The following is a 23,699-nucleotide window of genomic DNA, read 5'->3' on the forward strand; positions in this document are numbered from 1 at the left end:
TTTTAATTAAATACAAAAAACAAGTCTTATATAAATGAATTAAGTGGTGTCTTGGTATTTGCAGAAACACTATATGAAACTGGAAAATAGATGCATAGAAATTAGTGTTGGAGGAGATGTAATTCAAATAGAATCTGGTTTAACACTAGAGTTAAGACAGAGGATAATTACAGCTACTGGTGTTACAGGGTATAGTATTCACGAAATTAGAAGTGGAAAAAAGAAAGTAGTCTATTTATACTACCAGTCGAATAATACAGCGTGCCCAGAACAAGTAAAAACACAGGATGAGGTTTCAACACACTTAGCTAGTTTTAGAAGTATTAAAACACGAGTTGGTGGATTTCTCACTATTATCACGTCTGGACAGTTTATAGTAGACTATGTCGTTATAGGTGAGCGTGAAGTAGCTATTGTAATACCTGGAAAGAGACAGGTTTACATTGAGGAAAACAAGAACGTTGTTACAATCTATATTGTTTAATCCTCTCTATGTGTAATTAAAGTAGAATTTCTTGGAATACCGCCTCTAATAGCTTCTATAACAGATTCAACATCAAAGCCCGATACTACAACAACATCTATTTTTAACTCCACAGCTAGTTTACTCATTGACAATACCTTTCCATAGATTCCACCAGTAGCATCTGCTTTCTCGTTTTCTCTTAGAAGCTTCAATACATCTTCGAGGTTTCCAGGCGTAATCTTATGAATTAGCTCTGGGTTTCTACAAGTCTTGGGATTACAATTATAGACTCCAGGTACATCAGTCAACAAGATCATTCTCTCCGGTTTTAAATACCTTGAAAGTAGTTCAAACACTCTCTCTGTTGATAAAACTATTGGTTTACTCTTCGTTGGAATACACTCACCATATAGAACAGGTATAATACCTGTTTCTACGAGGATTTCTACTGGTTTATAGAAGACGTCGAAATCTTTTTTCTCCTCGTCATAGTATACTATAGCACTTGTTTGAACACTAGTAACTGGTAGACCCTTGTTCACCAAGTAGTCTACGATAATTCTATTTAGCGACCTGGTGGCTTCGTGGCATTTCACTAAGAGCTCTCTACCACCGCTCTCTCTGTGTTTTAATACGGTGTAGTGTGCAAAACTACCTCCTCCATTACCCATAATGATCTTTAAGCTATTTATTCTATTTAAAACCTCGTAGAGTGATTTGAGTGCTTTATAGTTGAGTGAAACAGGGTTGTCTTTATTGGTTATAAAGCTTCCTCCGATTTTAACATATATGTATTTCTGCAATACTTTTACACCTGAAATCTATTATATTTATCCTAGTAAGTAATCTTATTTTTGAAACCGTGTTGAAACCGCGTTGTTTTGGAGGATAAAACTTGCACTCTATTAAATCAACACTTGTAAAAACAAGGAATGTATTGTCGAGGGAATACATATACCTAGTAGTTGTAAACATTATTAATGTTTATTTAATGATCATTGGATGGAACTACTACGATGTAAATTACTTTATTGCATGGTATAATGAATACTTTAAAACTGGTAGAATACTTGAAATCTATACATCTGAATTAAAAGTTGCTTATCCACCACTTGCAATATTCCACTTTGTACTCACACACGCTGTTGCAACCTGGTTATTTGGTGAAAACCTACTAGCCCAGGTTGTAATAAACAAAATACCTCTTCTTATAGCGTTTAATACAATATACTTTATACTACGTAGGCATTATGGTAGAATAGCTGGTTATTTATGGCTTGCTACTTTCTCAGCGTACTCGTTAATTCTAAGCTACCAGTTTGATTTAACAGCAAGTCTCTTTATTCTCCTCGCAATTACTAGTCTTAAATACAAAAAGTATACTGCTACAGGTGTTTACCTTGCACTAGCCAGTTTATTAAAGCAAACTCTAGGTGTACTAGCACTCCCTGTTGTACTATATCTCTACAAGAAAAGAGCTATTAGAGAGCTGAAACAGTTTTTACTAGGCGTGGTTTTAACTGTCGGTGTCTTTATAGCTCCATTCTTTATTACCTCGCCCACAGCCTTTCTAGATAAAATATTGTTCTTCCATGCGAGGAGGCTGCCGCAATATATGAGTATATGGGCTATACCCCTATACTACTATAAATACGAATTGAACATTATTGTTGAACTAGTATCTACGGTATGGATAATACCGTTTCTAGCATACCTGGTACTTACAGTATTCAATATGTGGTGGAAGCTTGAAACAAACTATAATGATGAATACTTTATTATTGTAAAATACATGGTGTTACTAGTAGCTGGACTAGTATTTCTCAATAAAATCGGCAATATAAACTACTTGGTGTGGACTGCTCCTCCACTAATAGTGTTTACTTCTCTACTCAGAGATCAAAAAGTGAAAAAATCCATTGTAAACCTCTATGTATTCATTAACTCAATAATTAGTTTCGTATTTGGATTTATCATGTTTGCAACTCCACTGATTGCGGGTTCAGACTATATCTTTGTAGCAGAGGATTGGAAATGGGTACCGGCAGACAAGTTTATATATGATTGTTTCTCGTCAGACCCCTCAAACTTTGTATACGGGTTTATTATATTTCTACGTTCAATACCAGCCGTGAGAGAAGCAGCATACTCTATATCCATTACACACCACTATACCATGGTGTTTACTATATTGATTTATTCAATAGCGGCTTTCTACATAGTTTACTTGGTATATAAGTACAATGACAACCAGTCTCCGAGGGCTTGAGGAATAATGCTGGTTTTCATTGGATTAGGCTATTCACTAAGACATTTAACTAGTGAAGCAGTGGAATGGATTAAAAAAGCAGATGTAGTATATGTTGATACATATACTTCTCTATATGAAGACCCTCTCGAAGACCTTAAAACCCTCAATTCAAATGCAGAGTTTATTTTTGCCAAGAGAAGAGATCTCGAGGGAAACGCCATTAGAGAAATAATTAATAGAGCAAGAGAAAAACTGGTTGTAATAGCTGTTCCAGGAGACCCCTTTATAGCTACAACACACGATGCAATACTCAGCGAGGCCATGGAAAACAATATTGAGTTTAAAGTAGTAAACGGTATTTCTATTTTAACACTAGCATATAGTAGAACGGGTCTTCAAACCTATAGATTTGGAAAAATAGTTACACTTATATATCCAACACACTTTAAACCAATAAGTACAGTTGAAACAATTTATGATAACTTGAATAGAGGACTCCACACGCTAGTACTATTAGATCTAAGAATTGAAGAAAACAAAGCTATGAGCATACCGGAAGCAACAAGTATACTTCTCGAACTAGACTATGCTGGAAAACTCAGAGATAGAATAGCTATTGGACTAGCTAGACTGGGTTGGAGAGATGAAAAAATATGTGCTGATACCCTGGAGAAACTCGGGAGCTATAAATATCCGCCTCCACCACACAGTATAATAGTGACATCGAAGCCAGACCCTGTTGAAGAAGAAATAGTTAACTACTGGAAAAAACAGTGTAGAGTAGACTAGAGCTTATCTATTAATTCAAGTAGTTCGCTTGTCTTTACTATTCGTGCTCCAAGAACTTTCTCCATGTATTTCAACGCGTATTCATGGTCTTCTCTACTAAACGCTGCAACAGCGTCTTCTACTATTATCAACTTAAATCTCTCGTAGTACGCGTCAATAGCTGTGTGAAATACACAGATATGTGTATGTATCCCAGTTAAAACCACTGTGTCTACTCCGAGATCTCTTAAAACATATGCTAACCCTGTTTCTCTAAACCCGCTATAAGACCTCTTGTAGAAAACTAGATCTCTATTTTCAACTGGTTTTAATTCATCTACTATAGATGCCTCAGGATCTCCCTTCATCGCATGAGGACCCCAAATATTCAACTCGTAGTCTATTGGGAGGTGCTGGTCTGCTAAGTATATAACGGGAATGTTTTTCTCGCGTGCTTTTTCCACTATTTGCTTTATTCTTGGAAGGATTTCAAGCGCACTTGGACTCTTTAAACGGCCATATACAAATTCTCTTAGCATATCTATTACTAGTATTGCAGGCTTCATAGAAGCCCCGTGTTTAAGTATATAGGGTTTAAAACTATTATTCTTTTTGATGATGAGCGACTTCGGTTCGGATTATATGAAGAGCCGTGTGAGGGCTGATTTCTCTGTATATTTTAGTGATCAATATATACCATATATACTTGCATATTCGCCTATCAATAAATTTATAAACTCTTGACTTCATTATATTTGAGTCGGGTGCGTATTAAATGTCCGAATATGCAACTCTATATGAAAACGACCCGGTTTACCAAATGGCTGTTAAACAATTAAAAGAAGCAGCTTCAATCCTAGGACTACCAGATGAATACGTTGAAGTACTTAGACACCCTGAAAAACTAGTACAAGTAAAAATTGCTGTCAAGAGAGATAATGGCAAAGTAGAAACATATGTTGGATGGAGAAGCCAGCACAATAGTGCTCTAGGACCCTACAAAGGAGGTATTAGATACAGCCCCAACGCCACTGCAGGTGAAACTGTAGCTCTCTCAATGTGGATGACTTGGAAGAACTCTCTAGCTGGAATACCATATGGTGGTGGAAAAGGAGCTGTTAGAGTAGACCCCAAGACACTCTCACAGAGAGAACTAGAAGAACTAAGTAGAAAGTACTTTGCCGCACTAGCTAAAGACGTCGGTCCAGACCTAGACATTCCAGCACCAGACGTCTACACTAATCCACAAGTAATGGCTTGGTACTACGACGAATACGCAAAAATCACTGGTCAACCATCATATGCATGGGGCGTAGTAACAGCTAAACCAGTAGACCTCGGTGGATTATATGCTAGAGTAGTATCAACAGGATATGGAGTAGCACTAACAGCAAGAGAAGCAGCTAAGAGAGTTCTTGGCGGAGTAGAAGGCAAAACTGTAGCAGTACATGGATTTGGAAACGTTGGAATGTATGCTGCTAAATACCTAGCAGAGTGGGGAGCAATAGTTGTAGCAGTAAGCGACAGCCAGGGATACATATACAACCCGAAGGGATTAAACATCAATGAAGTGATAGAAGTAAAGAACAAGACAGGAAGCGTCATCAACTACAAGGGCGAAGGTGTAAAAGTATCCAAGAACCACATGGAACTACTCGAACTCCCAGTAGACATACTCGTACCAGCTGCAATTGAAAACGTAATTACAGCTGAAAACGTACACAGAGTAAAAGCAAAAGTAATATCTGAAGGTGCAAATGGACCAACAACCCCAGAAGCAGACAGGATCCTACATGAAAAAGGCGTTGTAGTAGTACCAGACATTCTAGCAAACGCTGGCGGAGTAACAATGAGCTGGATTGAGTGGAGCCACAACAGAATGGGATGCTTCCTAACAGACCAAGAAGCACTAGACAGACTAGACAAAATGATGTCTCAAAACTTCAATAGAGTATTCGACGAGTGGCAAAAGAAGTATTCACAATACCCAATGAGAATGGCAGCCTACGCCATAGCTGTTGACAGAGTAGTAAGAGCAATGAAACTACGCGGCTGGATCTAGCCTCTTTTATAAACCAATTCTCCTTTTTTACTCCTTATTTCAACAACTCTGTGAAACGGTATTTGATCACCGTTTTTAGTAAATATATATCCTCCACGAACATCAATTATGATCTCGCCTGGAATAGGCTTGAGAGTCTCCTCGTTGTCAACTCTGTATTTAACGTATATAAAGTACTCGCTACTCCTCCCAGTAAAAAATATCTTTTTCAACCATTCCTCTATTTCTCCTCTCTTTCTACCCATTTACTCCCTCCACTATATTCGAATTGTTTTATTTCTCTCTATAAGCTAGTTTATAAGTCAACCACTCTAGGAACTCTCTCGCCTCGCTAGAAATCTCCTTGGAGTCTTTGATAGCACCAAGTGCTTTCTCGACATTGTTTTTAATTGTTTTTTCACAGTATTCTAGTGCACCAGTAGTTTTCACTATTTCTCTAACTCTCTCTACGTATTCATCTGTTATTTCTTCTTCGCTCATTTCATCATAGACGAGTTCGAGGAGTTTTCTATCATCGCTACTAGCATACTCGTATGCTTTAATTACGAGTAGTGTTTTCTTCTTTCCTTTTACATCGCTACCAGCTGGTTTACCCGTTACACTGGGGTCTCCATATAATCCAATAATATCGTCTCTTATTTGGAAAGCCACACCCGCTGGATTAGCGTATTCTGAGAGTTCCCGTAGCAGTCTATCATTGTGTTTACCAGATGCTATTGCACCTAGGTGTAGTGGAAGTTCTATTGTGTAAGACGATGTCTTTAATTTATATACGAGTGTAATGTCTTCTTCTCCCACGTTTCGAAGTGGTAGTTTAGAGAATAATACATCTAGGTATTGTCCATAAGCTACTAGTCTAAGTCCACGTGTATATGTTGAAACCAGTTGTGGTACTAAGACTGGATCAATGTTTTTCGAGGCTAGTAGTCCAACAGCTAATGCTTCCAAGTAGTCTCCAGTTGTAATTGCCTGTGATATACCGTAGTGACTGCAATCACTCCAACCATGTTTCCTGCATATTTCTCTGAAAACAACGTGTGCTGTAGGCCCTCCTCTTCTAACCTCGTCTCTATCCATTATGTCGTCGTGTACTAGCAGATAGCTTTGGAGTAGTTCTATTGCAACCATAACATCCATTATTGGATTTAAACTACCACTACCCCACTCGCGACTCCAATAACCAACAAGTGCTAATACAGCTCTTAGTCTCTTACCACCCCTCAATGTAAATTTTTTTGCAACATCAACTACATCTCTTGCTTTTATAGCTTCCAATTCTACTTCTCTATATAGCTCGTCGAAGAATGCTTTCAACCTCTCATTTACTCCTTGGACAACGAATTCTATTAACTTCTCTCTACTCAAACCCTCGTATTTCAATTTATACACCTCTATGTAAATAAAGACTTGGAAGTAAATATGTTGTTTTTCAATTCTTTTTCCTTGATCGTTGATTATTTGTTTATGTACCAACCTCTATTGGTTCCTCCACTACAATTCTCTTTAATAATTGGAGAGCTGATAGAGCTGCTAAATAACTTGTTTTTGGATTGAGAGGATGTGGTGTATTCTCTACTCTTATATAGATTGTTGATACATTGCTTTCAACTTCTATTTCATGAATATTTCTCTTTAATTCTGGATCAGCATATACTTCAACCCATGGAATTACTCCAGCGGCTAGTGATAGCGCAGCAACAACGTTTACATTTGCTGAAAATAGTTTTACAGCTACATCTCCCCTACCCTCATAGATCTTTGTCTTCGCAGTTACCTCCTTGAAGCCAAGTTTTTCAAGAGTATTCTTATCAAACGAATATGCGTTTTTATATGTTCTAAGAACGATTCTCTTAATTCCTTTGTTTGAAAGAGCTTTAACAGCATCTAATCCGGCAATTGCACCTGTGGGTATGTATACTCTACTTCCACTCTTCATACAAGCCTGTTTTATCTCTTGGAGAGTGTTTTCATCGAGTAGAGCACCCACGCTAAGTATGACGGTGTTTATTCCTCGTGATAGTATTTTAGGAATGTATTCTTCTACAGCTTTTTGTGATGCTGCTTCTACTACTAGTTGTGGTTTAGAGTTAAACATACAATCTAGGTCTCTACAAATACTTATATTGGCTTTTACCGTGGGGCAGTAGTTTTCTAGTATTTTCTCGCATTTATCCGGGTATATGTCCATTAGAGCTGTTAATTCAGCATTTCTAATTTCTCCACTACATATGCTTTCAACTATTATTGATCCTATTGCTCCACATCCAAGAACGGCTATTTTCACTTTTTAACCACCTCAACTATGTCTAAACTCATATCAATATGTCTACTCGACATTGTAATGTATCCACAACTAATGACGTCTACGTCTAGTTTAGCGTATTCTAAAATGTTATCGGGTGTTATTCCACCAGATACTTCAATTAAAACTCTATCTCTCAACCCTCTCTTACGTAGTTCTTCTATAACTCTAGCTACTTCTTCCGGCTTCATATTATCAAGCATTACTACATCTACGCCGTATTCTACTGCTTTAATAGCATCTTCTACCGTTGACACTTCAACTTCTATTTTATGGATAAAACTAGTTTTGCTTCTAGCTGTTTTAATTGCTTCTTCTAAATTACCAATAATGCTAATGTGGTTGTCTTTGATTAATACAGCGTCTGATAGAGAGTATCTATGCGCATCTCCACCACCAACTTGAACCGCCTTCTTTTCAAAGTATCTAAGGCCGGGTAGGGTCTTCCGTGTTGCCGCTATTTTAACCCTGTTGTTTACTCTTCTAACTAGTTCAACTAGTTTTCTAACTTCTGTTGCTATTCCACTACAATGCATTAGTAAATTCAATACAACTCTTTCAATACTTAATATTGTTCGTGCCGGCCCTACAACCTCTATTACTGTTTTTCCCCTGTCTACTTCTTCTCCATCTCTAACTCTTGGATCTACTTCTAAACCTAGTTTACGCATAAAGTACACTACTTCTTCAATGCATGCTACAATGCCTTTTTGTTTAGCAACAATACGTGCTTTTACAGTTGTAGATTCTGGTATTAGTATATTTGTTGTAAGATCTCCAAATGGCATATCTTCTTCAATGAATTCTAGTAGTTTATTGTATATTACTTCTTCGACCATGGTGGTTCAACCCCTAGAACTCTATATGTGTTTTCAATTGCCTTGACGACTCTACGAGCTATTTCTTCTGGTACTTCAACTCTATAGACTTTGTCTTTTAAACTCCTATAGACTTTTTCAATAGTTATTTTCTTCATGTCTAGACATATTGCACTCGTAGAAGCAGGAATAAATACTTTATCAGGGTTTTCTCTGGCCAATCTATAGATTAAACCTATTTCTGTACCTACAAGAACATGTTTACACTGGCAGTTTCTAACAAATTTAATCATTTGACTAGTACTACCAATGAAATCAGCTTGTTTCTTTACATCGGCCGTGCACTCTGGGTGGGCAATGAATATGGAATCTCTATATAGAGTTTTCAAATTAGTGATTTCAAACGGGTTGAATTTTACGTGTACTGGACAGTGTCCATTGGGTGGAATTGGAATAACTGTTTTACCTGTTACTTCTGCAACGTATTCAGCTAGGTGTCTATCTGGTCCAAATATGATTACATCACTATCAATAGCCTTGACGACGTTGACGGCATTAGCACTTGTAACAATGTAGTCTGACTCTGCTTTTACAATAGCTGGGCTGTTAACATACATTACAATTGGTGTATTGGGATATTGCTTTCTAGCTCTACGTACATCTTCAAGTGTAATCATATTTGCCATTGGGCATTGAGCGCTTGGATCAGGGTGTAAAACAATTGCATTTCGATTTATTACAGCTACTTGTTCAGCCATGAAGTCAACACCACAGAAGACAATATACTTCGCGTTTACTTCAACTGCAACTTTAATAGATAGTTCTAAACTGTCACCAATATAGTCTGCTACATCCTGGATTGAGGGTAATTGGTAATTATGTACTAGTATAACCGCGTCTAGTTCTTTCTTCAACTTCTTGATTTCTTGAATTAAATTGTCCACTATGTGATCACCGAACATGTGTTCGTTCTCCAATTACAAAAATTAACGCATTACCAGTTTAAAGAGATTAGAATTCCATTATCTTTAAAACAACTCACAGAGTGATTTGAAAACTAGTGGAGTGTACAGCTAGTAAACGAGTTTATTTAATTACTTCTCCCCGTTATTTCAAATAGTTCTTTTATAACGCGTAGTTCTCTTAGTTGAGGTGTTAATAGCTCTCTATATATTCCTCTAGGTCTATACTTGTATTTCGAGTCTGGTTTGTAGAGTTTTGTTGGTGTTGCATAATAGTCTACTGTGTAGTCGTGTATTTCTAGTGGTATTTCGTCTTTAACTACTTGTAGATCATGTATTGTTGTAACTATTGGAGTTTTCTCGTCTATTAATCCGAGTTCTCGTAGTATTCCATATTCTAGCTCTGAGTACCCTCCACCCTTACCCAGTCTAACACCTTTTTCATTTACTGCTACACAGCCTGTTACTACTAGGTCTATTATGGGTATTTCTCTAAGTGAAACCAGTCTTCCATACCTAAACGCACCTGCTATTGTAGCTACTTGTGAGAGTTTACTTTGTGGTATTTTCGCCGGATCAATTAATATAAACCCGTTGAGTAGACGTGGAGAAGCCATTACTAGTATTTTACCTTCTCTCAATGCTTGTAGACGGAGATGGTATTGTGGAGAATCCGGGTTAGATTTTACTACTCTAGCTTTCTTCCACTCTTCTAATTCAATTATAAATCTAGCTGCTATATCTGCTCCTTTGAAGTTGGGTATTCTACCGTAAACCGGGCGTGGAAAAGCAGCTGTATTTGTTTCTTCTAGGAGTCTCCATATTCTCCATCTAATCTCATCTTTAATCTTCTTCACACTACTATCTGATTCACTCATTCATTCTCCCATATTGTTTTTTATCTATGTTCTACTATAAATGAAAGTGGTGGTAGAGTGTACCCGGTTTTACAGATTGCACTAGACCTCGACGAGCTAGTAAAAGCAGTTGACATAGCCTCAAGAATTACAGCTGTAACAAAATGCGGGCATATATGGATAGAAGCGGGAACTCCATTGATTAAAGCATGGGGAAGAATAGCTGTTAAAGCACTCAAAGAAATAACAAAGTGCTACCTTGTAGCTGACACTAAAACCATGGATGTACCCTCAATAGAGGCGAAAATAGTCTATTCTGCAGGAGCAGACGCTTTTACGGTACTTGGATTAGCAGATGAAGAGACATTGAAAGAAGCAAGTGATACAAAGAAAGAGTATGGTAGAGCACTCATAGTAGACTTAATTGGAGTTAGAGAACCATACAAGAGAGCAGTTGAAATAGCGAGGTATGAACCAGATGTAATACTCTTCCATGTAGGTATAAGCGTCCAGAGACTTAGAGGTGTAACAGGCGAAGAACTAGTTAGAGAAGCCGTGAAAACAAAAGAAGAACTAGGTGTGAGAGTCGGAGTAGCTGGAGGCCTCAAACCAGGTGTAATAAAAGGACTAGTGGAGAGAGGGGTAGACGTGGTAATTGTTGGATCAGCTATTACAAAAGCTGAAAACCCAGAGAAAACAACACTAGATATTCTTAGAGAAATGGGTGTTTTATAAGAGTAGTTGATAGCTATTTTTACTCTTCTATGTAAACCCGAGAGAGTAGATATAAGAGATTTACTTCTTAGAATGATGGTTTTTTCACATATTTCTCTACGTTGCTCTTTATTTCTCTATATCTCTTTTGATGCTCGACGAGGAGGCTTTTTAGTTTCTCTGCCTGCTCTCCTCTTACACTGCCCACATAGTATTCTACCCGAGACACAGTCCTCATATATTTCCCTCAATTCTTTTTCATCTCTTGCCAAGTGATATGTATATAACTCGAAGATAGTACACTTTAATGGTTCTCCTCCAAGTCTTCGCTGTTCTTCTGCTGTAGCTCTACCACCCGTTAACGCGTTCATCAGTTTTTTCTCTGCTATTTCAACAGGGTCTGTTAAGTGTATAGCGAATTCAGGCCTGCTCTTACTCATTTTATTTCCATCTAAACCTCTTAGTAGCTTATGGTATATCGAAGCCGGCCTAGTTAATCCGAGCTCGTTTTCAAATCTATCAGCTAGGTCTCTCGTCAATCTTAAATGAGGGTCTTGGTCTACTCCAACCGGGACTAATATGTACTTGTATCCTCCATACTCGTCTAGTTGTAAGTGGAGTATGTCTGCTGCCTGTGTTAGTGCAGATATTATTTTTGCTGGCGAGAGATCTCCATATATAGCTTTCATCTCAGCTTCTGTTATTTTTCTTGAAAACATTTGTATTAACCTGTAGTAGGAACTATCCATGTTTGTCTGGTAGTAGAAACCCGCTTTCTCCGGGTCTATACCCCACGCAATAGCGTGTGCTATGAAGTCTAGTCCTCTATTAACCACCATTGACCTATCTTCTCTTCTAACAGCATATGCCTCGGCATCTGCAATAGCTATCTTGACAAATACTCCTTTCTCCTGGAAGTATTTTAGTTCTTCGTATACCATTGCTGTACCAAGATGTGGATCTCCACTGGGCATGAAGCCAGTTAATACAGCTACTTTTTTACCAGATAGATAAGAGTTTAACCATAAATCAAGGTCTCTATGGCCAAATATTACTCCACGTGTAAAGTACTTGTGGTCTAAGTTGTATTGTGCTAGCAGTTCTCTCACTGGTTTAATACCGAATTCAACGAGTAGCCTTTCATAGTCTTCTATTGCCATATGTCCCCATGGATCAAGCGTTATACTCAAACAATACACCCTTTCACTACTCATTGACTCTAGAGTCAGCGTGGGTAAAAAGTTTTAGTGACTCGGCCCCGGAGTTTCCTATCACCCTGTCAACCTGGACTAGGACTCCTCATCGCTCAATATTTAGTGTGATTTAAAAACCTATTAAATCCATGTATTTAGCTTGAAAATTGAAAACAACTGTTCTATGTAGTTAGTGTTTTTGCTAGTCCCGGTGGTGTATCTACTGGGAGATTTCTCGCTACACCTGTGTAGTAGGCTATTAATTGGAGTGCTACAGCAACAGATATTGGATAGAAGTGTTTCTGTGTTTGTGGTAGTATTATCGAAGCATAGTTTGTTTTAAGCTTGCTCTCTATAGATATAATGTTCGCTCTTCTCGCTTCTAGTTCGCCTAGAACTTTCAAGTATAGTGAGTGTGCTTGCTCTTCGTATGGCTCTATGAGGATAACTGGAAATCTCTGTGTTATAATAGAGACTGGGCCGTGTCTCAATTCACCTAATTGATACCCTTCAGCGTGGAGTAGAGAAGCTTCTTTTAACTTCAAAGCTCCTTCTACTGCTATAGGATATGTTATTCCACTACTAGCGACATATGCACCAATAGCGTCTTTTAGCTCTCTTGATACTCTAGATGCATTTTCTTCGATGTATGGAATAGTTTCTTTGAGAGTCTTTGCGTAATTCCTCATTTCCTCGACTAGGATTTTATGTTCTTCTATTTTTCTAAGCCCCGAGAATACTCCAGTATATGACGCTAGTAGGAGTAGTGCTGCAAGTGTAGATGTAAAAGTCTTAGTTGCTGGAACTGCCAGCTCCGGCCCTGCGCCTATTGGGAGATATACATTTGACTCTAATGCTAGTCTAGAACCAACATTGTTTGTAATACCGATTATTACAGCACCTCTTTGTTTTGCTAGTTTAACAGTATTTATTACATCGCTTGTTTCACCACTTTGACTAATAGCAATTAAAACAGTACCTGTTTCAACGCTTTCGAGGAGAGAGTATGGAAACTCGGCTGCGGATACCGGTGTAACACTTAATCCTGCTAGTTCTGTAAAGTAGTATACTGAGGTTAGAGCGGCGTGGTAACTGGTACCTGTTCCAACCACGTAGACTTTTTCTCCTCTACTTACAATCATTGCTGCAAGTCTGAGATACTTGTCCATTACTGATAGAGTCGTTCCAACCAGTGCATCTGGTACTTCATGTATCTCCTTGATCATGTAGTGTGGATAACCAGCTTTTTCAACGTATTCAACAACTGGTTTTACACGTTTTAATTGCATCGAGCCCGGGTCTACTAGAGACTCTGTTTCTATGTCGAATACTTGAAGCCCCTCTAGTGAAACAATGGCTATTGTTTTATCTTCGAGTATGTAACCGTACTCGGCAAAACCATGTAGAGATGGTAGGTCGCTCGATACAAATACACAGTTTTTATCTCCACTAAAACCAACCACTATTGGTTGTCCATGTTGAATAACTACTAGTTTCTCTTCCGGTGCAACTAGAAATACTAATGCATAATTGCCCTTCAACTCTCTTGCTGTCTTCAATAGTGCTCTCGTTAAATCCAATCCCTGTTTCAAGTATTCTTCAACTAGGTGAACAGCTACTTCTGTATCAGTTCTAGATTTAAACACGTGCCCTCTACTCTCAAGTATTGTTTTTACTTCTTCATAGTTCTCTATAATACCATCTCCAACAACAGCTATTCTACCAGTACAGTCTAGAAATGGATGTGTATTTTCATATACAGGCCAACCTCTACTAGCATACCTGGTGTGTCCAACAGCGACCTTAGAGTCTATGTTTACAAAATCTACTTGTTTAGCAACATTAAAGAGGTGGCCGGGTGCCTTTCTAACCTCTATTGAACCACCACGTAGAATTGCAACGCCAGCTCCATCATAACCTCTATAAATTAATCTCTTTAAACCCTCAAAGATCGCTCCTCGTGGAATACCTGTTTTACAAATACCACCGAATATACCGCCCAATTAAAGCCCCCTGTTTTAGTTTAATTATAGCTATTATATAAATTTAAATCTAGATGTAAGAGAGTAGTCTGAAATGTCGCGGTATACAATTACATTGATTAATTCAACAATACCGGAGAAAGAGCGTTTAGAACTAGTTAAACGCGTAGTTGACTATTTCAGTGAAAACAATGCATACTCGTTTACTCTTACACCAAGAGTAATTATTACATTGTCGAGTGGTATTAACAGAGAAATACATGAAAGAATATATAGTGAAATCTCTTCTATGAATTCAAATATACGTATAGCTTCAGTTATACACAATATTCCTGCTCTAGCACTGAATAAAGCATCTAGAATACTTGCATCGCAGAGATTTTACTATGAAGAAGGAGTAGAAGAAGAATATTTACTTGGATATTTTAAAATCAGAGAACTCGGAGGATACGGTATTCTAGATGAATATACTTACAGAAAGAACATACTATATGAATTACTAAACCTCCTCGAGTATACAGGTTCCCTCCCGTTGAGAATAGATTTAAATAGTGTTCTCGCCGTGCTAAGTGAGAAGAGCCTAGACATACCGAGTATTCTAGGGGGTAGAGTAGAAGTTAAACTTGCCAGGAGTAAGATTGTTGAATTAGCGTTAAGAGAAGTGTTTTCCTAGTGTCTTATCCTCTCTAGTAGTAAACAATTGTTTTCCAAGTATCAATATTGTTATTGAGAGGATTATCGAAGCTAGAAGTAGCAATACTACTAGTACTTCAATACTAACCTGTATTAACCCGCAACATGAGTCAATTTGGGGTGGTTTACCCGGTTTAACTGGAGTTCCAGTTAGAGTTATTGACTGGAGTGTAATAATCATTACGTATTCTCCACTGCATATTGGTTTTTACTCAGTTCTTGGGGCTCGATCACTAGTCACTGGTAATACCGTTCATCATCCAAGTTAATGTTTCTTTACAGTAGTTTAAATTTCTTCTACTATGCTTTCTATTCTTCAGCTCTGCCTTCAACTATGGCGAGTTTGCCAATAGCGTTGTTTTTCCTGGCGACTCCAATGTATATTTGGATTATTCTTAGAGAGTGTGCTACCTCCTCGTCGAGGTAGCATGTAGATGTAACTACACGCCCATCGTATAACGTAGCAGTTATTTTCTTGAAACGCGGTCTCTCACAGTCTTCTTGTTTGGCTTCTACTATTAAACCAAGCATTGCAAGAGCTTCAATATGTCTAAGCGTGCAGTTTTCAAAACACACAATGTACTGGTCTATACTCAAAACAATACACCTTTACTCAATAATGAAATCAAAGCTTGTAGCTGATTAATAATTGCTGAGCTTATAAGTTTTATTTATATTTCTAGAGCTCTACAACATTTATACCACGCCTAGACGAGTTCTTATATGTGGTGTGAAGACTCTTAATACATTAATCAAACAATAACGGGTTTCAATAGACAGATGGTTTAAAAGCTAATCTCTAAGCATAGGTCTTACGGGATAGATATATGGCCTGGAGAAGAGAAGAAACAATTGGAGACAAAATAAGAAAGCTCTTTACAAACGAGAATGAATCACTAGAGAAAAAGACAATTCTCGCTCAATACAGGTTAAAAACCGCTATGGGTAAAATAGCAAGCTACATTGACAAACTCTCCGAGAGAGACAGAATATTATTCGAAAACATTGTTGATGCAATGATAAAGAAAGATGAGTTAAGAGCAAAAATGTATGCTAAAGAAGTAGCCGAAATTAGAAAGATTACAAAACAATTACTAACAGTACAATATGCACTAGAACATGCCTCGCTAAAACTAGAAACATTTATGATATATGGCGGTGCAATCAACGAGGTTGCACCAGTAATAGGTGTAATGAGAGAAGCACTTGGAATAGTCAAGAACATCGCTCCAGACATCTGGATAGACTTACAAGTAGCAGTAAGAGAACTAGAAACAGCAATGGGCGAGAGCATGGCAGACCTCGGTCTCAGCGTAGACGTCGGTATGGATGCAGAAGCAAAGAAGATACTAGAAGAAGCAAGAATAGTTGCAGAGCAAAAGATAAGAGAAACATTCCCAGAACTACCAAAAGCCCTGCCATCACCGAGCACAGGACAAACAACTACTGCTTAGCGTTTTTCAAAAATAATTTATCTCTTAAGAACTTTTTGCTCGATGTTTGGAATAAGCCTCTTGTATACAGTTTTCTCGAATATACCTAGTAGAATTCTTAGTTCATCTTTTCTAGCATTAAATCCTTCTGGTGTAAACGGCGTTATTTCAAAGGCTATTCCACGTGCTTTCACTATTAGTCCACTCTGTGATACTGATAGCTCTCCCTGTCTGGTTTTAATAGAGATTGTTTTTGAATCTAGATTGAATGATAATGCTATGTGTTCTGGTTTTGTCCTCAATAATACTATGTTGTTTCCAGCCTTAAACAAATAGAAGAACGGCGAGATCTCTACAAAGTCTCCTTTAACCTCGACTAGTTTCTTTGAAAGAGCTTCTAGTGTACTCGCCGTCTTCTCTAGTAATTCAACTAGTCTTGCAACAGCTCCAATCGCTTTTTTATCTATTGCTCCCTCAGATCTCAACACGTTGTTTCTAATACTAGTGACTACAGAGTCTAGTGTTTTAACTGTTAATTCAAGACCTTGTGTTATCGGCATTGACATTTAATCCCACCAATTCAGGTTGAATTACTACCACAATTTATATATTTCGTCTATTATGTCTTTATCTACTACTTCAATTATTTCGCCCCTACTTTTTAATACTACTTCTCCAGAGCCTTTTTCTAGTACTCCTATACAACTGTATTGTACGCCTAGTTTGTTTAGTTTTTCTTCTAGCTTTTCTCTTCTACTCGCTGGTACACTTGCAACAATACACCCGCTACTCAGGAGTTTTAATGGGTTTACTCCCATAGCGCTCGTTATCTCGCTAACTGTTTTTTCAATTCTTATTTTATCGATATCTATTATTGCTCTACTACCACTAGCTACTGCTAGTTCTCTAACTGCTTGTAAAACACCGCCCTCGGTGGCATCATGCATAGCTGATACATAGTCTTTAATTCCGAGAGCTGTTTTTACAACACTGATTTCAAATATGTAGTTTTTAGCTTTCTCTATGGTTTCTAAGTTTACTTTTTTCTCTAAAAGTTTTTCTTGGAAATCCCATGCTAAGATTCCAGCGCCTTCTCCACCTACACGTCCTATTACGTAGAGGTAGTCGCCTGGTCTTGCATCGCGTGTTAGTATAACTCTTGTACTTGTATATCCCATTGTAGTCATAGTTATTATTGGTCTATCTATTCCAGGCGTTACCTCAGTGTGTCCACCAACAACCACACCATTTATTTCTCTAAGTGCTCTCGACATGTCTTGAAATAATTCTCTTACATCGTTTTCACTGTATTTACTTGGTAGAAGGATAACTGGTAGAAACCAGCGTGGTTCCACTCCACGTACTGCTATGTCGTTTGCTGCAACGTGTACGGCGAGATAGCCTGCTCTTCTAGCCCCGGTTGTAATCGGGTCTGAGTGTACTACGAGAAATCCATCTCTAACTCTAATTACAGCTGCATCTTCTCCTTGTGAAGGGCTGATGACTACGTCTAAGTCTTTAATTGGTAGTAGGGATAAGAGTTCCTCCATTACAAACCATGGAAGTTTACCTGTTTTCATTTTTAACCACCTTTTTGTAGCAATCAATACATACATATTCAACTAGTGATATTTGAATTGAGCAGTCTTCGCAAACTAGGCGTCTACAATACTTACACGTAGTAATTGCCAATTGCCTCTTACAAACCTCGCACCGTGCTGTCTTACATATTTTACACAATTCTTCCTCTTCATCGTAGTCTTCACTACACACTCTTCTACCACACATTCTACAAGTATATTCTGCTGGATTAACACTACATATTTCACACTTCGTCGAAATACACCTCATGGTGGCTTAACTCTAAATAATCTAGCTATATTGTCTACCATGATCTTGTATACTTGTTCTTCTGTTACAACACCTTTTTCTATTAGCTTGTTTAGAACGGTTGGTATTTCCCATGGATATGCTGCTACCCCTGGTCTCTCGGGGTCGTCTATAAAGTCTGATTCAATCATACAGTTAATCCATTTGTGAGATGCGTATTTTTCATCGAAATGTCTCACTGGAGCTGTAAATGGTATTCCAAAGTATTCAGTCCACCTGGCTGTCTCTAGGTTTGCATGGTGTAGTATTATTCTTGATAAAGGTATTTTTACGAGACTTGCAAGTTGACTAATTGAGTATGCAGTTGCAAAACCTCCTTGTTCAGTGTGGAGTTGAACTGGTACATCATAGTCTCTTGCTAGTATAAGTGTTTTCACCATAATAGTCTCTGCGAAGACAAATCTCTCGGGGCTTGTACCATAGTGTTGCCTGCCTACTTCACCTATTCCATTTATTACTCCTGTTTTAATACTGTCTTCAATGAGTTTTAATACCTGGTCGACTAGTCCTGCTAGTTTATCTGGTTTAACTCCTTGTTTATAGTAGTAGTCTATTTCAGCTGGGTGTAAACCCATAAAGACAGCTACTTCCAACCCCTGTTCTCTAGCTCTACTTGCTTCTCGCTGGAGGATTTCGAGTACTCTCCTATATGATTCAATACTCGGCTCTGTAAATCCATAGTGGTAAGGTGGAAGACTAACAATAGAGATAAACCATCCACCTATACTCTTAAACTTCTTGGCTATCTTGCTCGCTCCAAACCCCTTTACAGGGTTTACATGTAAGTGTGCATCACTATAAAGCATGATTAACACCTCTATAAACTGTGTTTAAATCTAGGTATTATCCATAATTAACCTGAATACAAAGAGTTTGGATATTTACTATGAAAGAGAGTAAAACACAACGGGAATTGAGAATTAAAATACCAGAGGATTTATACACCCAGCTGGAAAACCAGGCTAGGAGAGAAGGTTTTGCAAGTATTGAAGAATACATTCTTTCAATTCTAACTAGTTCTATTAGAGGTAGAATTCAAGTAGATGAACTAGAAAAATTGAAATCTAGACTTGAAAGATATATACAAGACGAGTTAAACAAAAACCTCGCAGTCATCGAGAATTTAAAGAGGCAGGTTATAGAAATCTACGAGAAAATAGAAGACCTGGATCAACGAGTAAAAAACCTAGAAGAATCAATAAAGAAAATCCACGAAGAAAAACCACGTGAAGCAATCACTCCCCGTAAAACCGGTATTGAAAGGCTGAGAGAAGAAAAAGTATTATTTGAGAGTAAACTACCACCTAGAATACAACGCGACAGATTATTTGCATACTTCGAGAGAATGGGAGCTATAATAATCAAACTAAGTAAAGAGAGAATTGCAGTCGACCCTGACTACTGGCGCGAGTTCAAAGAAAAACTAAATGAGATATCTACTAATAAAGAAGAAGAAATAGCTAGTATACTCGGAAGCCCTGGCTACGAGTTGTGGAGAGCTCTCTACTTAGACAACGCTATATACTTCGACCCCAAGTCTAAGAAGTGGAGGTTTGTAGAGGAAAGTAATGGTTGACGAGTATGACAAGCCAGCTATGCATTTATAACTACAGAGAATACTTGGAAAACGTCAAAATACTAATTACTGGTGCAATAGTATTTGGAAGAAACATTGCAATAGATGGATTCGCGGAAACACCAGTTAGAATTATAACTCACGCACACTCAGACCACTTAATAGGATTAAATGAAAGCATAAAGTATTCAAAATACATTATTGCAACACCTATAACACTAGACTTAGCAGAAGTACTCAACTATGTAGACAAAGACCTGCTTCCACACTATAAATTGAAAAAGAAGCCGCTTGAATACCACGAGTCGTTTAAAATCAATGGAGACGAAATAACACTACTCAATGCAGACCACATACCAGGATCTTCACAAGTACTAGTTAAACTAGAAGAACCAAAAATCACACTGGGATACACTGGTGATTTTAAATTAACAAGTAGAACAGAGGTTATTGAAAACCCCGATGTACTAGTTATTGAAGCTACTTATGGAAGCCCCATTTATTCAAGGCCGTTTAAAGAGAGCATTCCACAAATTCTAGTAGACCTTGTCTTAGAAGGGCTTGACAAGTATAAACGAGTCTACATATATGCCTACCACGGTAAAATGCAAGAAGTAATGAGTATTCTCCGAGATGCTGGTGTATCAAACCCTTTTATCCTCCCAGAGAAAGTATACAGGGCTGCAAAGCTCCTCGTAGAGAAATATGGATTTAACTATGGTGTTTTCTACAGGGAAAACGAGTTTATAAACAATAATAACAACACGAAATACATTGTTTTCAAACACTTTAATCTAGCGAAGAGTAGAAGACTAGATGGTAGAGGATTACACATTGTTTTAACAGGCCGCTACACTAGAGAACCATTTACAAAAGTAGATGATTACACCTATGTAGTATCTCTAAGCGACCACGCAGACTATACTGATTTATTAAAATACGTTGAATTATCAAATCCACAACTAGTTATAGTTGACGGCTTCCGCCCCGGCGAAGCAGAACCACTTAAAACAGCACTAATAGAAAAAGGGTTCTGCGCCACTGTAATGCCTTGAATGAAAAGGAGATTTTAAGAAGCAATTGATTAATTAGTTACTGGATGAAGAGCAACCGCGAATCTGAATAGTGATGTAGAAGAGCCGATCCGACACTTAATTCCTCATAAAAACAATTTGAAATCCCGCCGGGGGGATTTGAACCCCCGACCACCCGGTGGCTGCACCCCCTCACTACAGCCGGGCGCTCTTCCGCTGAGCTACGGCGGGAGAGAATACACTACCAATTATCTTCATTTTTACAAGGGTTTTTTAAAAGTTTTCTATGTTTTCCAACAATAAAAAACTACGGGGTGCTATACGTGTCAACTAGTGAGAAGTGGAAAAATCTCATTGTTTTACAAAAAGACTTAGAGTTTGTAGAGAGGTTGCTGAGTGAAAAAGATGCTGTGAGAGAAGAAGTTATTAAATTATCACGTGAAATAACGAGGCTTGCGGGGAGTATTGTACACATGGTTCACCGGGGTGAGTGGAGTCAGGCTGGAGAACTACTAGTTAAAGCTAGAGAGCTAGTGAGAGAATTAAATAAACTAGTTGAAAACCACCCAGATTTAAAGTACTCGGGGCTTGTCTACAACTGTCTTGGTGAATACGTTGAAGCCTACATGTTCTACTCTATAATAACACAGCATTCTACTCCTTCAATTAGCGAGTTAGAAGTAACTATAGTTCCATACCTCCAGGGACTGGGAGATTTAATTGGAGAAATACGTAGATACGTAATTAAACTACTAGACGAGCTAAAAATAGAGGAGGCTGAAGAATACTTAGAGGTCATGGAATACATATACTCAGAACTAAGAAAACTCGACTATCCAGATGCATTAACACCTGGATTAAGGCACAAAGTAGATGTTGCTTCTAGACTAATAGAAGATACACGAGTATTAATCCTCAACACTAAAAACTCAGTTAGATGTATAGAGAAATCCCGAAGATAATGTTTTTTAAACCCATAAACACTCGTTTAATAAAACTGGGTGGCTAGGGGCCCGTCGTCTAGCCTGGTAGGACGCCGCCCTTACAAGCCCCTGCTGGGAGAGGCGGAGGTCCGGGGTTCAAATCCCCGCGGGCCCACTCCCTTTTTATCCCATCTTGCTTCTGTAACATCTATACTATCCTTTGATCCGTATTTACTTGTAAAGAGTATTTTTTGATCTATGGAAACAAATATATTGACACATAGTGTAAGAATATATAAGGCTTTAATTTATTTTATTAAGTGAGATAAAGACAAATATATTCATATATGTGGGTGAACTCTAATGATTGGAATAGAGAAAAGACGTGTTCAAAGAACTGGTTCATCATCGTATATAATTACACTTCCCAAAGAGTGGGTTGACTCTGTTAAATTAAAGAGTGGTGACTATATACTCGTCGAGAAATTCGGTGATAAACTAGTATTAATACCTCCAAACGTAGAACCCGCCCAGTTGAGAATAAATATAAGGGTTTATCCAGGTGTTGATGTCTCACAAGTTTTCCGTTCAATACTAGGAGCGTACATTACAGGCTACAATATCATAAATGTAGTATTTGATAAAAACATACCAGAACTAGCAAAATTCATAAGTGATGTAAAAAACCTAGTTAGAATTAAGCTTCCAGGTATAGAAGTCGTCGAGGAAACATATAATACGATAACATTTAAGGTACTACTAAACATCCAGGAAATACCATTAATAAATGCGATTAAGAGACTACACTTAATAGTAAACAGTATGCTTCAAGACGCCATTGAACTCTTAAAAACAGGTGATTTAAACATAGCTCATGGAATAATACAGAGAGATGATGAAGCAGATAGATTCCACCACATGATAGCACGCGAGCTTTCAATGGCTCTATTAGACATTAAAATACAACATGAACTTGGATTATCAAATGTAACAGAGGCGTTGAGCTATAGAATTATAGCTAGAAACCTAGAGAGAATAGCAGACCACGCAGTAAACATTGCTAAGAGAGTTATTGCTATACAAGGATTGAGAAATAGTGGACCACTTATAGCAGACTACCTAGTTAAAGACGCAGAACTCTTCAATAAGGCAATGAATTCCCTCTATACACTAAGTAGGAGAGAGGCAGAAGAGGTAATAAACCAGACAAAACAATTTGTTGAAACACTCGAAGATATATTATACAATAAAATAGTAGTAGCACCAATAGACATCAAAGAAAAAGTAATTGCAACACTAATACTAGACAGTGTTAAGAGAATTGCAAGATATTCAAATGGAATAGCAGAATCAGTTCTCAATATTAAAATAGCAAAAACCAACGAATTAGACGTAAAGTAGATAAAAAACAATTATTTTTCACACACTCTCTCATTCTCCTAGATGTAGTTAAACTTATAGTAGAATTCAACAAGGCGAAAATAAAAACTCGTAAACGAGATATCTATACATGAAGCCCCGGTTGCTCTCGCAACAACCCCGAGTCCCGGGGCAGAAAGCTTATTAGGGTTGGTTGGTGGTTTTGTTGTTGGTTGGGGCGATGGGAGCAATGCTCCAAGCCCTCTAGGGCTTTTACCCGTAGATGGGAGCCCCGTGCCGTTGGGCTCAACCGCCACCCATGACCCCACAGTGGTCAAAAAACCACTGTGGGCAAGGTGGAAGTCCCTAGAGGAAAGACCTCTAGGGACAAACGGTCGGGATGAGCGGGAGACGGG

Annotated in this window: 25 protein-coding genes, 2 tRNA genes and 1 pseudogene; 12 read left to right on the top strand and 16 right to left on the bottom strand. The window is 38.1% G+C overall.

The window, feature by feature from the left end:
• Positions 1–58: 58 nt before the first annotated feature.
• Positions 59–484, top strand: coding sequence for a hypothetical protein (locus ACZ5YP_RS03875; RefSeq protein WP_464834476.1), 426 nt, complete (start codon positions 59–61; stop codon positions 482–484).
• On the opposite strand, the gene ACZ5YP_RS03880 is transcribed toward ACZ5YP_RS03875, so the two are convergent.
• A complete protein-coding gene (locus tag ACZ5YP_RS03880) occupies positions 481–1,269 on the bottom strand; it encodes an isopentenyl phosphate kinase (RefSeq protein ID WP_464834477.1) in 789 nt (262 codons plus the stop codon). The two genes, ACZ5YP_RS03875 and ACZ5YP_RS03880, sit on opposite strands and share 4 nt — an antisense overlap.
• 92 nt (positions 1,270–1,361) lie before the next feature.
• Between ACZ5YP_RS03880 and ACZ5YP_RS03885 the strand changes: the two genes are divergently transcribed.
• On the top strand, positions 1,362–2,735 hold the full coding sequence (locus ACZ5YP_RS03885) for a hypothetical protein (protein ID WP_464834478.1): 1,374 nt from the start codon (positions 1,362–1,364) through the stop codon (positions 2,733–2,735).
• Positions 2,736–2,741: 6 nt separating this feature from the next.
• The gene (dph5, locus tag ACZ5YP_RS03890; RefSeq protein WP_464834479.1) at positions 2,742–3,506 is read left to right on the top strand and encodes a diphthine synthase; all 765 of its coding nucleotides are present in this window, start codon (positions 2,742–2,744) and stop codon (positions 3,504–3,506) included.
• Here the strand turns inward: dph5 and ACZ5YP_RS03895 are convergent.
• On the bottom strand, positions 3,503–4,051 hold the full coding sequence (locus ACZ5YP_RS03895) for a cysteine hydrolase family protein (RefSeq protein WP_464834480.1): 549 nt from the start codon (positions 4,049–4,051) through the stop codon (positions 3,503–3,505). The genes dph5 and ACZ5YP_RS03895 overlap by 4 nt on opposite strands.
• Before the next feature lie 209 nt (positions 4,052–4,260).
• Between ACZ5YP_RS03895 and ACZ5YP_RS03900 the strand changes: the two genes are divergently transcribed.
• Positions 4,261–5,547, top strand: a complete 1,287-nt coding sequence (locus tag ACZ5YP_RS03900; protein WP_464834481.1) for a Glu/Leu/Phe/Val family dehydrogenase — start codon at positions 4,261–4,263, stop codon at positions 5,545–5,547.
• Here the strand turns inward: ACZ5YP_RS03900 and ACZ5YP_RS03905 are convergent.
• The 6 genes from ACZ5YP_RS03905 to ACZ5YP_RS03930 all read right to left on the bottom strand — a co-directional run bounded on the left by ACZ5YP_RS03905 (position 5,544) and on the right by ACZ5YP_RS03930 (position 10,507).
• Positions 5,544–5,792 carry a DUF504 domain-containing protein gene (locus tag ACZ5YP_RS03905; protein WP_464834482.1) on the bottom strand — a complete coding sequence of 83 codons (249 nt, stop codon included), beginning with the start codon at positions 5,790–5,792 and terminating at the stop codon, positions 5,544–5,546. The two genes, ACZ5YP_RS03900 and ACZ5YP_RS03905, sit on opposite strands and share 4 nt — an antisense overlap.
• 28 nt (positions 5,793–5,820) lie before the next feature.
• A complete protein-coding gene (locus ACZ5YP_RS03910; protein WP_464835947.1) occupies positions 5,821–6,936 on the bottom strand; it encodes a polyprenyl synthetase family protein in 1,116 nt (371 codons plus the stop codon).
• Positions 6,937–7,009: 73 nt separating this feature from the next.
• The gene (gene nadX, locus ACZ5YP_RS03915; RefSeq protein WP_464834483.1) at positions 7,010–7,831 is read right to left on the bottom strand and encodes an aspartate dehydrogenase; all 822 of its coding nucleotides are present in this window, start codon (positions 7,829–7,831) and stop codon (positions 7,010–7,012) included.
• Entirely contained in the window at positions 7,828–8,688 is an 861-nt protein-coding gene (nadC, locus tag ACZ5YP_RS03920) for a carboxylating nicotinate-nucleotide diphosphorylase (protein ID WP_464834484.1), read from the bottom strand. The genes nadX and nadC overlap by 4 nt, the downstream gene beginning before the upstream one ends.
• On the bottom strand, positions 8,673–9,629 hold the full coding sequence (gene nadA / locus ACZ5YP_RS03925; RefSeq protein WP_464834485.1) for a quinolinate synthase NadA: 957 nt from the start codon (positions 9,627–9,629) through the stop codon (positions 8,673–8,675). The genes nadC and nadA overlap by 16 nt, the downstream gene beginning before the upstream one ends.
• Before the next feature lie 128 nt (positions 9,630–9,757).
• Positions 9,758–10,507, bottom strand: a complete 750-nt coding sequence (locus tag ACZ5YP_RS03930; protein ID WP_464834486.1) for a 5-formyltetrahydrofolate cyclo-ligase — start codon at positions 10,505–10,507, stop codon at positions 9,758–9,760.
• A 57-nt stretch (positions 10,508–10,564) separates the two neighbouring features.
• On the opposite strand from ACZ5YP_RS03930, the gene ACZ5YP_RS03935 reads away from it, so the two are divergent.
• The gene (locus ACZ5YP_RS03935; protein ID WP_464834487.1) at positions 10,565–11,221 is read left to right on the top strand and encodes an orotidine 5'-phosphate decarboxylase / HUMPS family protein; all 657 of its coding nucleotides are present in this window, start codon (positions 10,565–10,567) and stop codon (positions 11,219–11,221) included.
• A 67-nt stretch (positions 11,222–11,288) separates the two neighbouring features.
• Here the strand turns inward: ACZ5YP_RS03935 and ACZ5YP_RS03940 are convergent.
• A pseudogene (locus ACZ5YP_RS03940) lies at positions 11,289–12,390 on the bottom strand (tryptophan--tRNA ligase).
• A 185-nt stretch (positions 12,391–12,575) separates the two neighbouring features.
• Positions 12,576–14,396: a glutamine--fructose-6-phosphate transaminase (isomerizing) gene (gene glmS / locus ACZ5YP_RS03945; protein ID WP_464834488.1), complete on the bottom strand. Its 1,821-nt coding sequence runs from the start codon at positions 14,394–14,396 to the stop codon at positions 12,576–12,578.
• Positions 14,397–14,469: 73 nt separating this feature from the next.
• Here glmS and ACZ5YP_RS03950 point away from each other — a divergent pair, with 73 nt between their 5' ends.
• The gene (locus ACZ5YP_RS03950) at positions 14,470–15,048 is read left to right on the top strand and encodes a hypothetical protein (protein WP_464834489.1); all 579 of its coding nucleotides are present in this window, start codon (positions 14,470–14,472) and stop codon (positions 15,046–15,048) included.
• Here ACZ5YP_RS03950 and ACZ5YP_RS03955 read toward each other — a convergent pair.
• Together ACZ5YP_RS03955 and ACZ5YP_RS03960 are read right to left on the bottom strand one after the other, a co-directional pair.
• Positions 15,028–15,249: a hypothetical protein gene (locus tag ACZ5YP_RS03955; protein ID WP_464834490.1), complete on the bottom strand. Its 222-nt coding sequence runs from the start codon at positions 15,247–15,249 to the stop codon at positions 15,028–15,030. The genes ACZ5YP_RS03950 and ACZ5YP_RS03955 overlap by 21 nt on opposite strands.
• 128 nt (positions 15,250–15,377) lie before the next feature.
• Entirely contained in the window at positions 15,378–15,665 is a 288-nt protein-coding gene (locus tag ACZ5YP_RS03960) for a hypothetical protein (RefSeq protein ID WP_464834491.1), read from the bottom strand.
• Positions 15,666–15,895: 230 nt separating this feature from the next.
• On the opposite strand from ACZ5YP_RS03960, the gene ACZ5YP_RS03965 reads away from it, so the two are divergent.
• Entirely contained in the window at positions 15,896–16,522 is a 627-nt protein-coding gene (locus ACZ5YP_RS03965; RefSeq protein WP_464834492.1) for a Snf7 family protein, read from the top strand.
• Between the two features lie 17 nt (positions 16,523–16,539).
• Here ACZ5YP_RS03965 and ACZ5YP_RS03970 read toward each other — a convergent pair whose 3' ends face one another.
• The 3 genes from ACZ5YP_RS03970 to ACZ5YP_RS03980 form a co-directional block, all read right to left on the bottom strand.
• Positions 16,540–17,067 carry a hypothetical protein gene (locus ACZ5YP_RS03970; RefSeq protein WP_464834493.1) on the bottom strand — a complete coding sequence of 176 codons (528 nt, stop codon included), beginning with the start codon at positions 17,065–17,067 and terminating at the stop codon, positions 16,540–16,542.
• A gap of 27 nt (positions 17,068–17,094) precedes the next feature.
• On the bottom strand, positions 17,095–18,081 hold the full coding sequence (locus ACZ5YP_RS03975; RefSeq protein ID WP_464834494.1) for an AIR synthase family protein: 987 nt from the start codon (positions 18,079–18,081) through the stop codon (positions 17,095–17,097).
• Between the two features lie 267 nt (positions 18,082–18,348).
• Positions 18,349–19,197, bottom strand: coding sequence for a TatD family hydrolase (locus ACZ5YP_RS03980; protein WP_464834495.1), 849 nt, complete (start codon positions 19,195–19,197; stop codon positions 18,349–18,351).
• 80 nt (positions 19,198–19,277) lie between these two features.
• Between ACZ5YP_RS03980 and ACZ5YP_RS03985 the strand changes: the two genes are divergently transcribed.
• Positions 19,278–19,967, top strand: coding sequence for a CopG family transcriptional regulator (locus ACZ5YP_RS03985; protein WP_464834496.1), 690 nt, complete (start codon positions 19,278–19,280; stop codon positions 19,965–19,967).
• A gap of 5 nt (positions 19,968–19,972) precedes the next feature.
• Positions 19,973–21,022, top strand: a complete 1,050-nt coding sequence (locus tag ACZ5YP_RS03990; protein WP_464834497.1) for an MBL fold metallo-hydrolase — start codon at positions 19,973–19,975, stop codon at positions 21,020–21,022.
• A 123-nt stretch (positions 21,023–21,145) separates the two neighbouring features.
• On the opposite strand, the gene ACZ5YP_RS03995 is transcribed toward ACZ5YP_RS03990, so the two are convergent.
• Positions 21,146–21,232 (bottom strand) — tRNA-Tyr (locus ACZ5YP_RS03995).
• Positions 21,233–21,324: 92 nt separating this feature from the next.
• Here ACZ5YP_RS03995 and ACZ5YP_RS04000 point away from each other — a divergent pair.
• The 3 genes from ACZ5YP_RS04000 to ACZ5YP_RS04010 all read left to right on the top strand — a co-directional run bounded on the left by ACZ5YP_RS04000 (position 21,325) and on the right by ACZ5YP_RS04010 (position 23,325).
• Positions 21,325–21,963 carry a haloacid dehalogenase gene (locus ACZ5YP_RS04000; RefSeq protein ID WP_464834498.1) on the top strand — a complete coding sequence of 213 codons (639 nt, stop codon included), beginning with the start codon at positions 21,325–21,327 and terminating at the stop codon, positions 21,961–21,963.
• Positions 21,964–22,010: 47 nt separating this feature from the next.
• Positions 22,011–22,099, top strand: a tRNA-Val gene (locus ACZ5YP_RS04005).
• A gap of 188 nt (positions 22,100–22,287) precedes the next feature.
• Complete coding sequence (locus tag ACZ5YP_RS04010; protein WP_464834499.1) at positions 22,288–23,325, top strand: PhoU domain-containing protein; 1,038 nt, start codon at positions 22,288–22,290, stop codon at positions 23,323–23,325.
• The last annotated feature ends 374 nt before the right edge of the window (positions 23,326–23,699 follow it).

The sequence above is a fragment of the Sulfophobococcus zilligii genome (assembly GCF_055398255.1).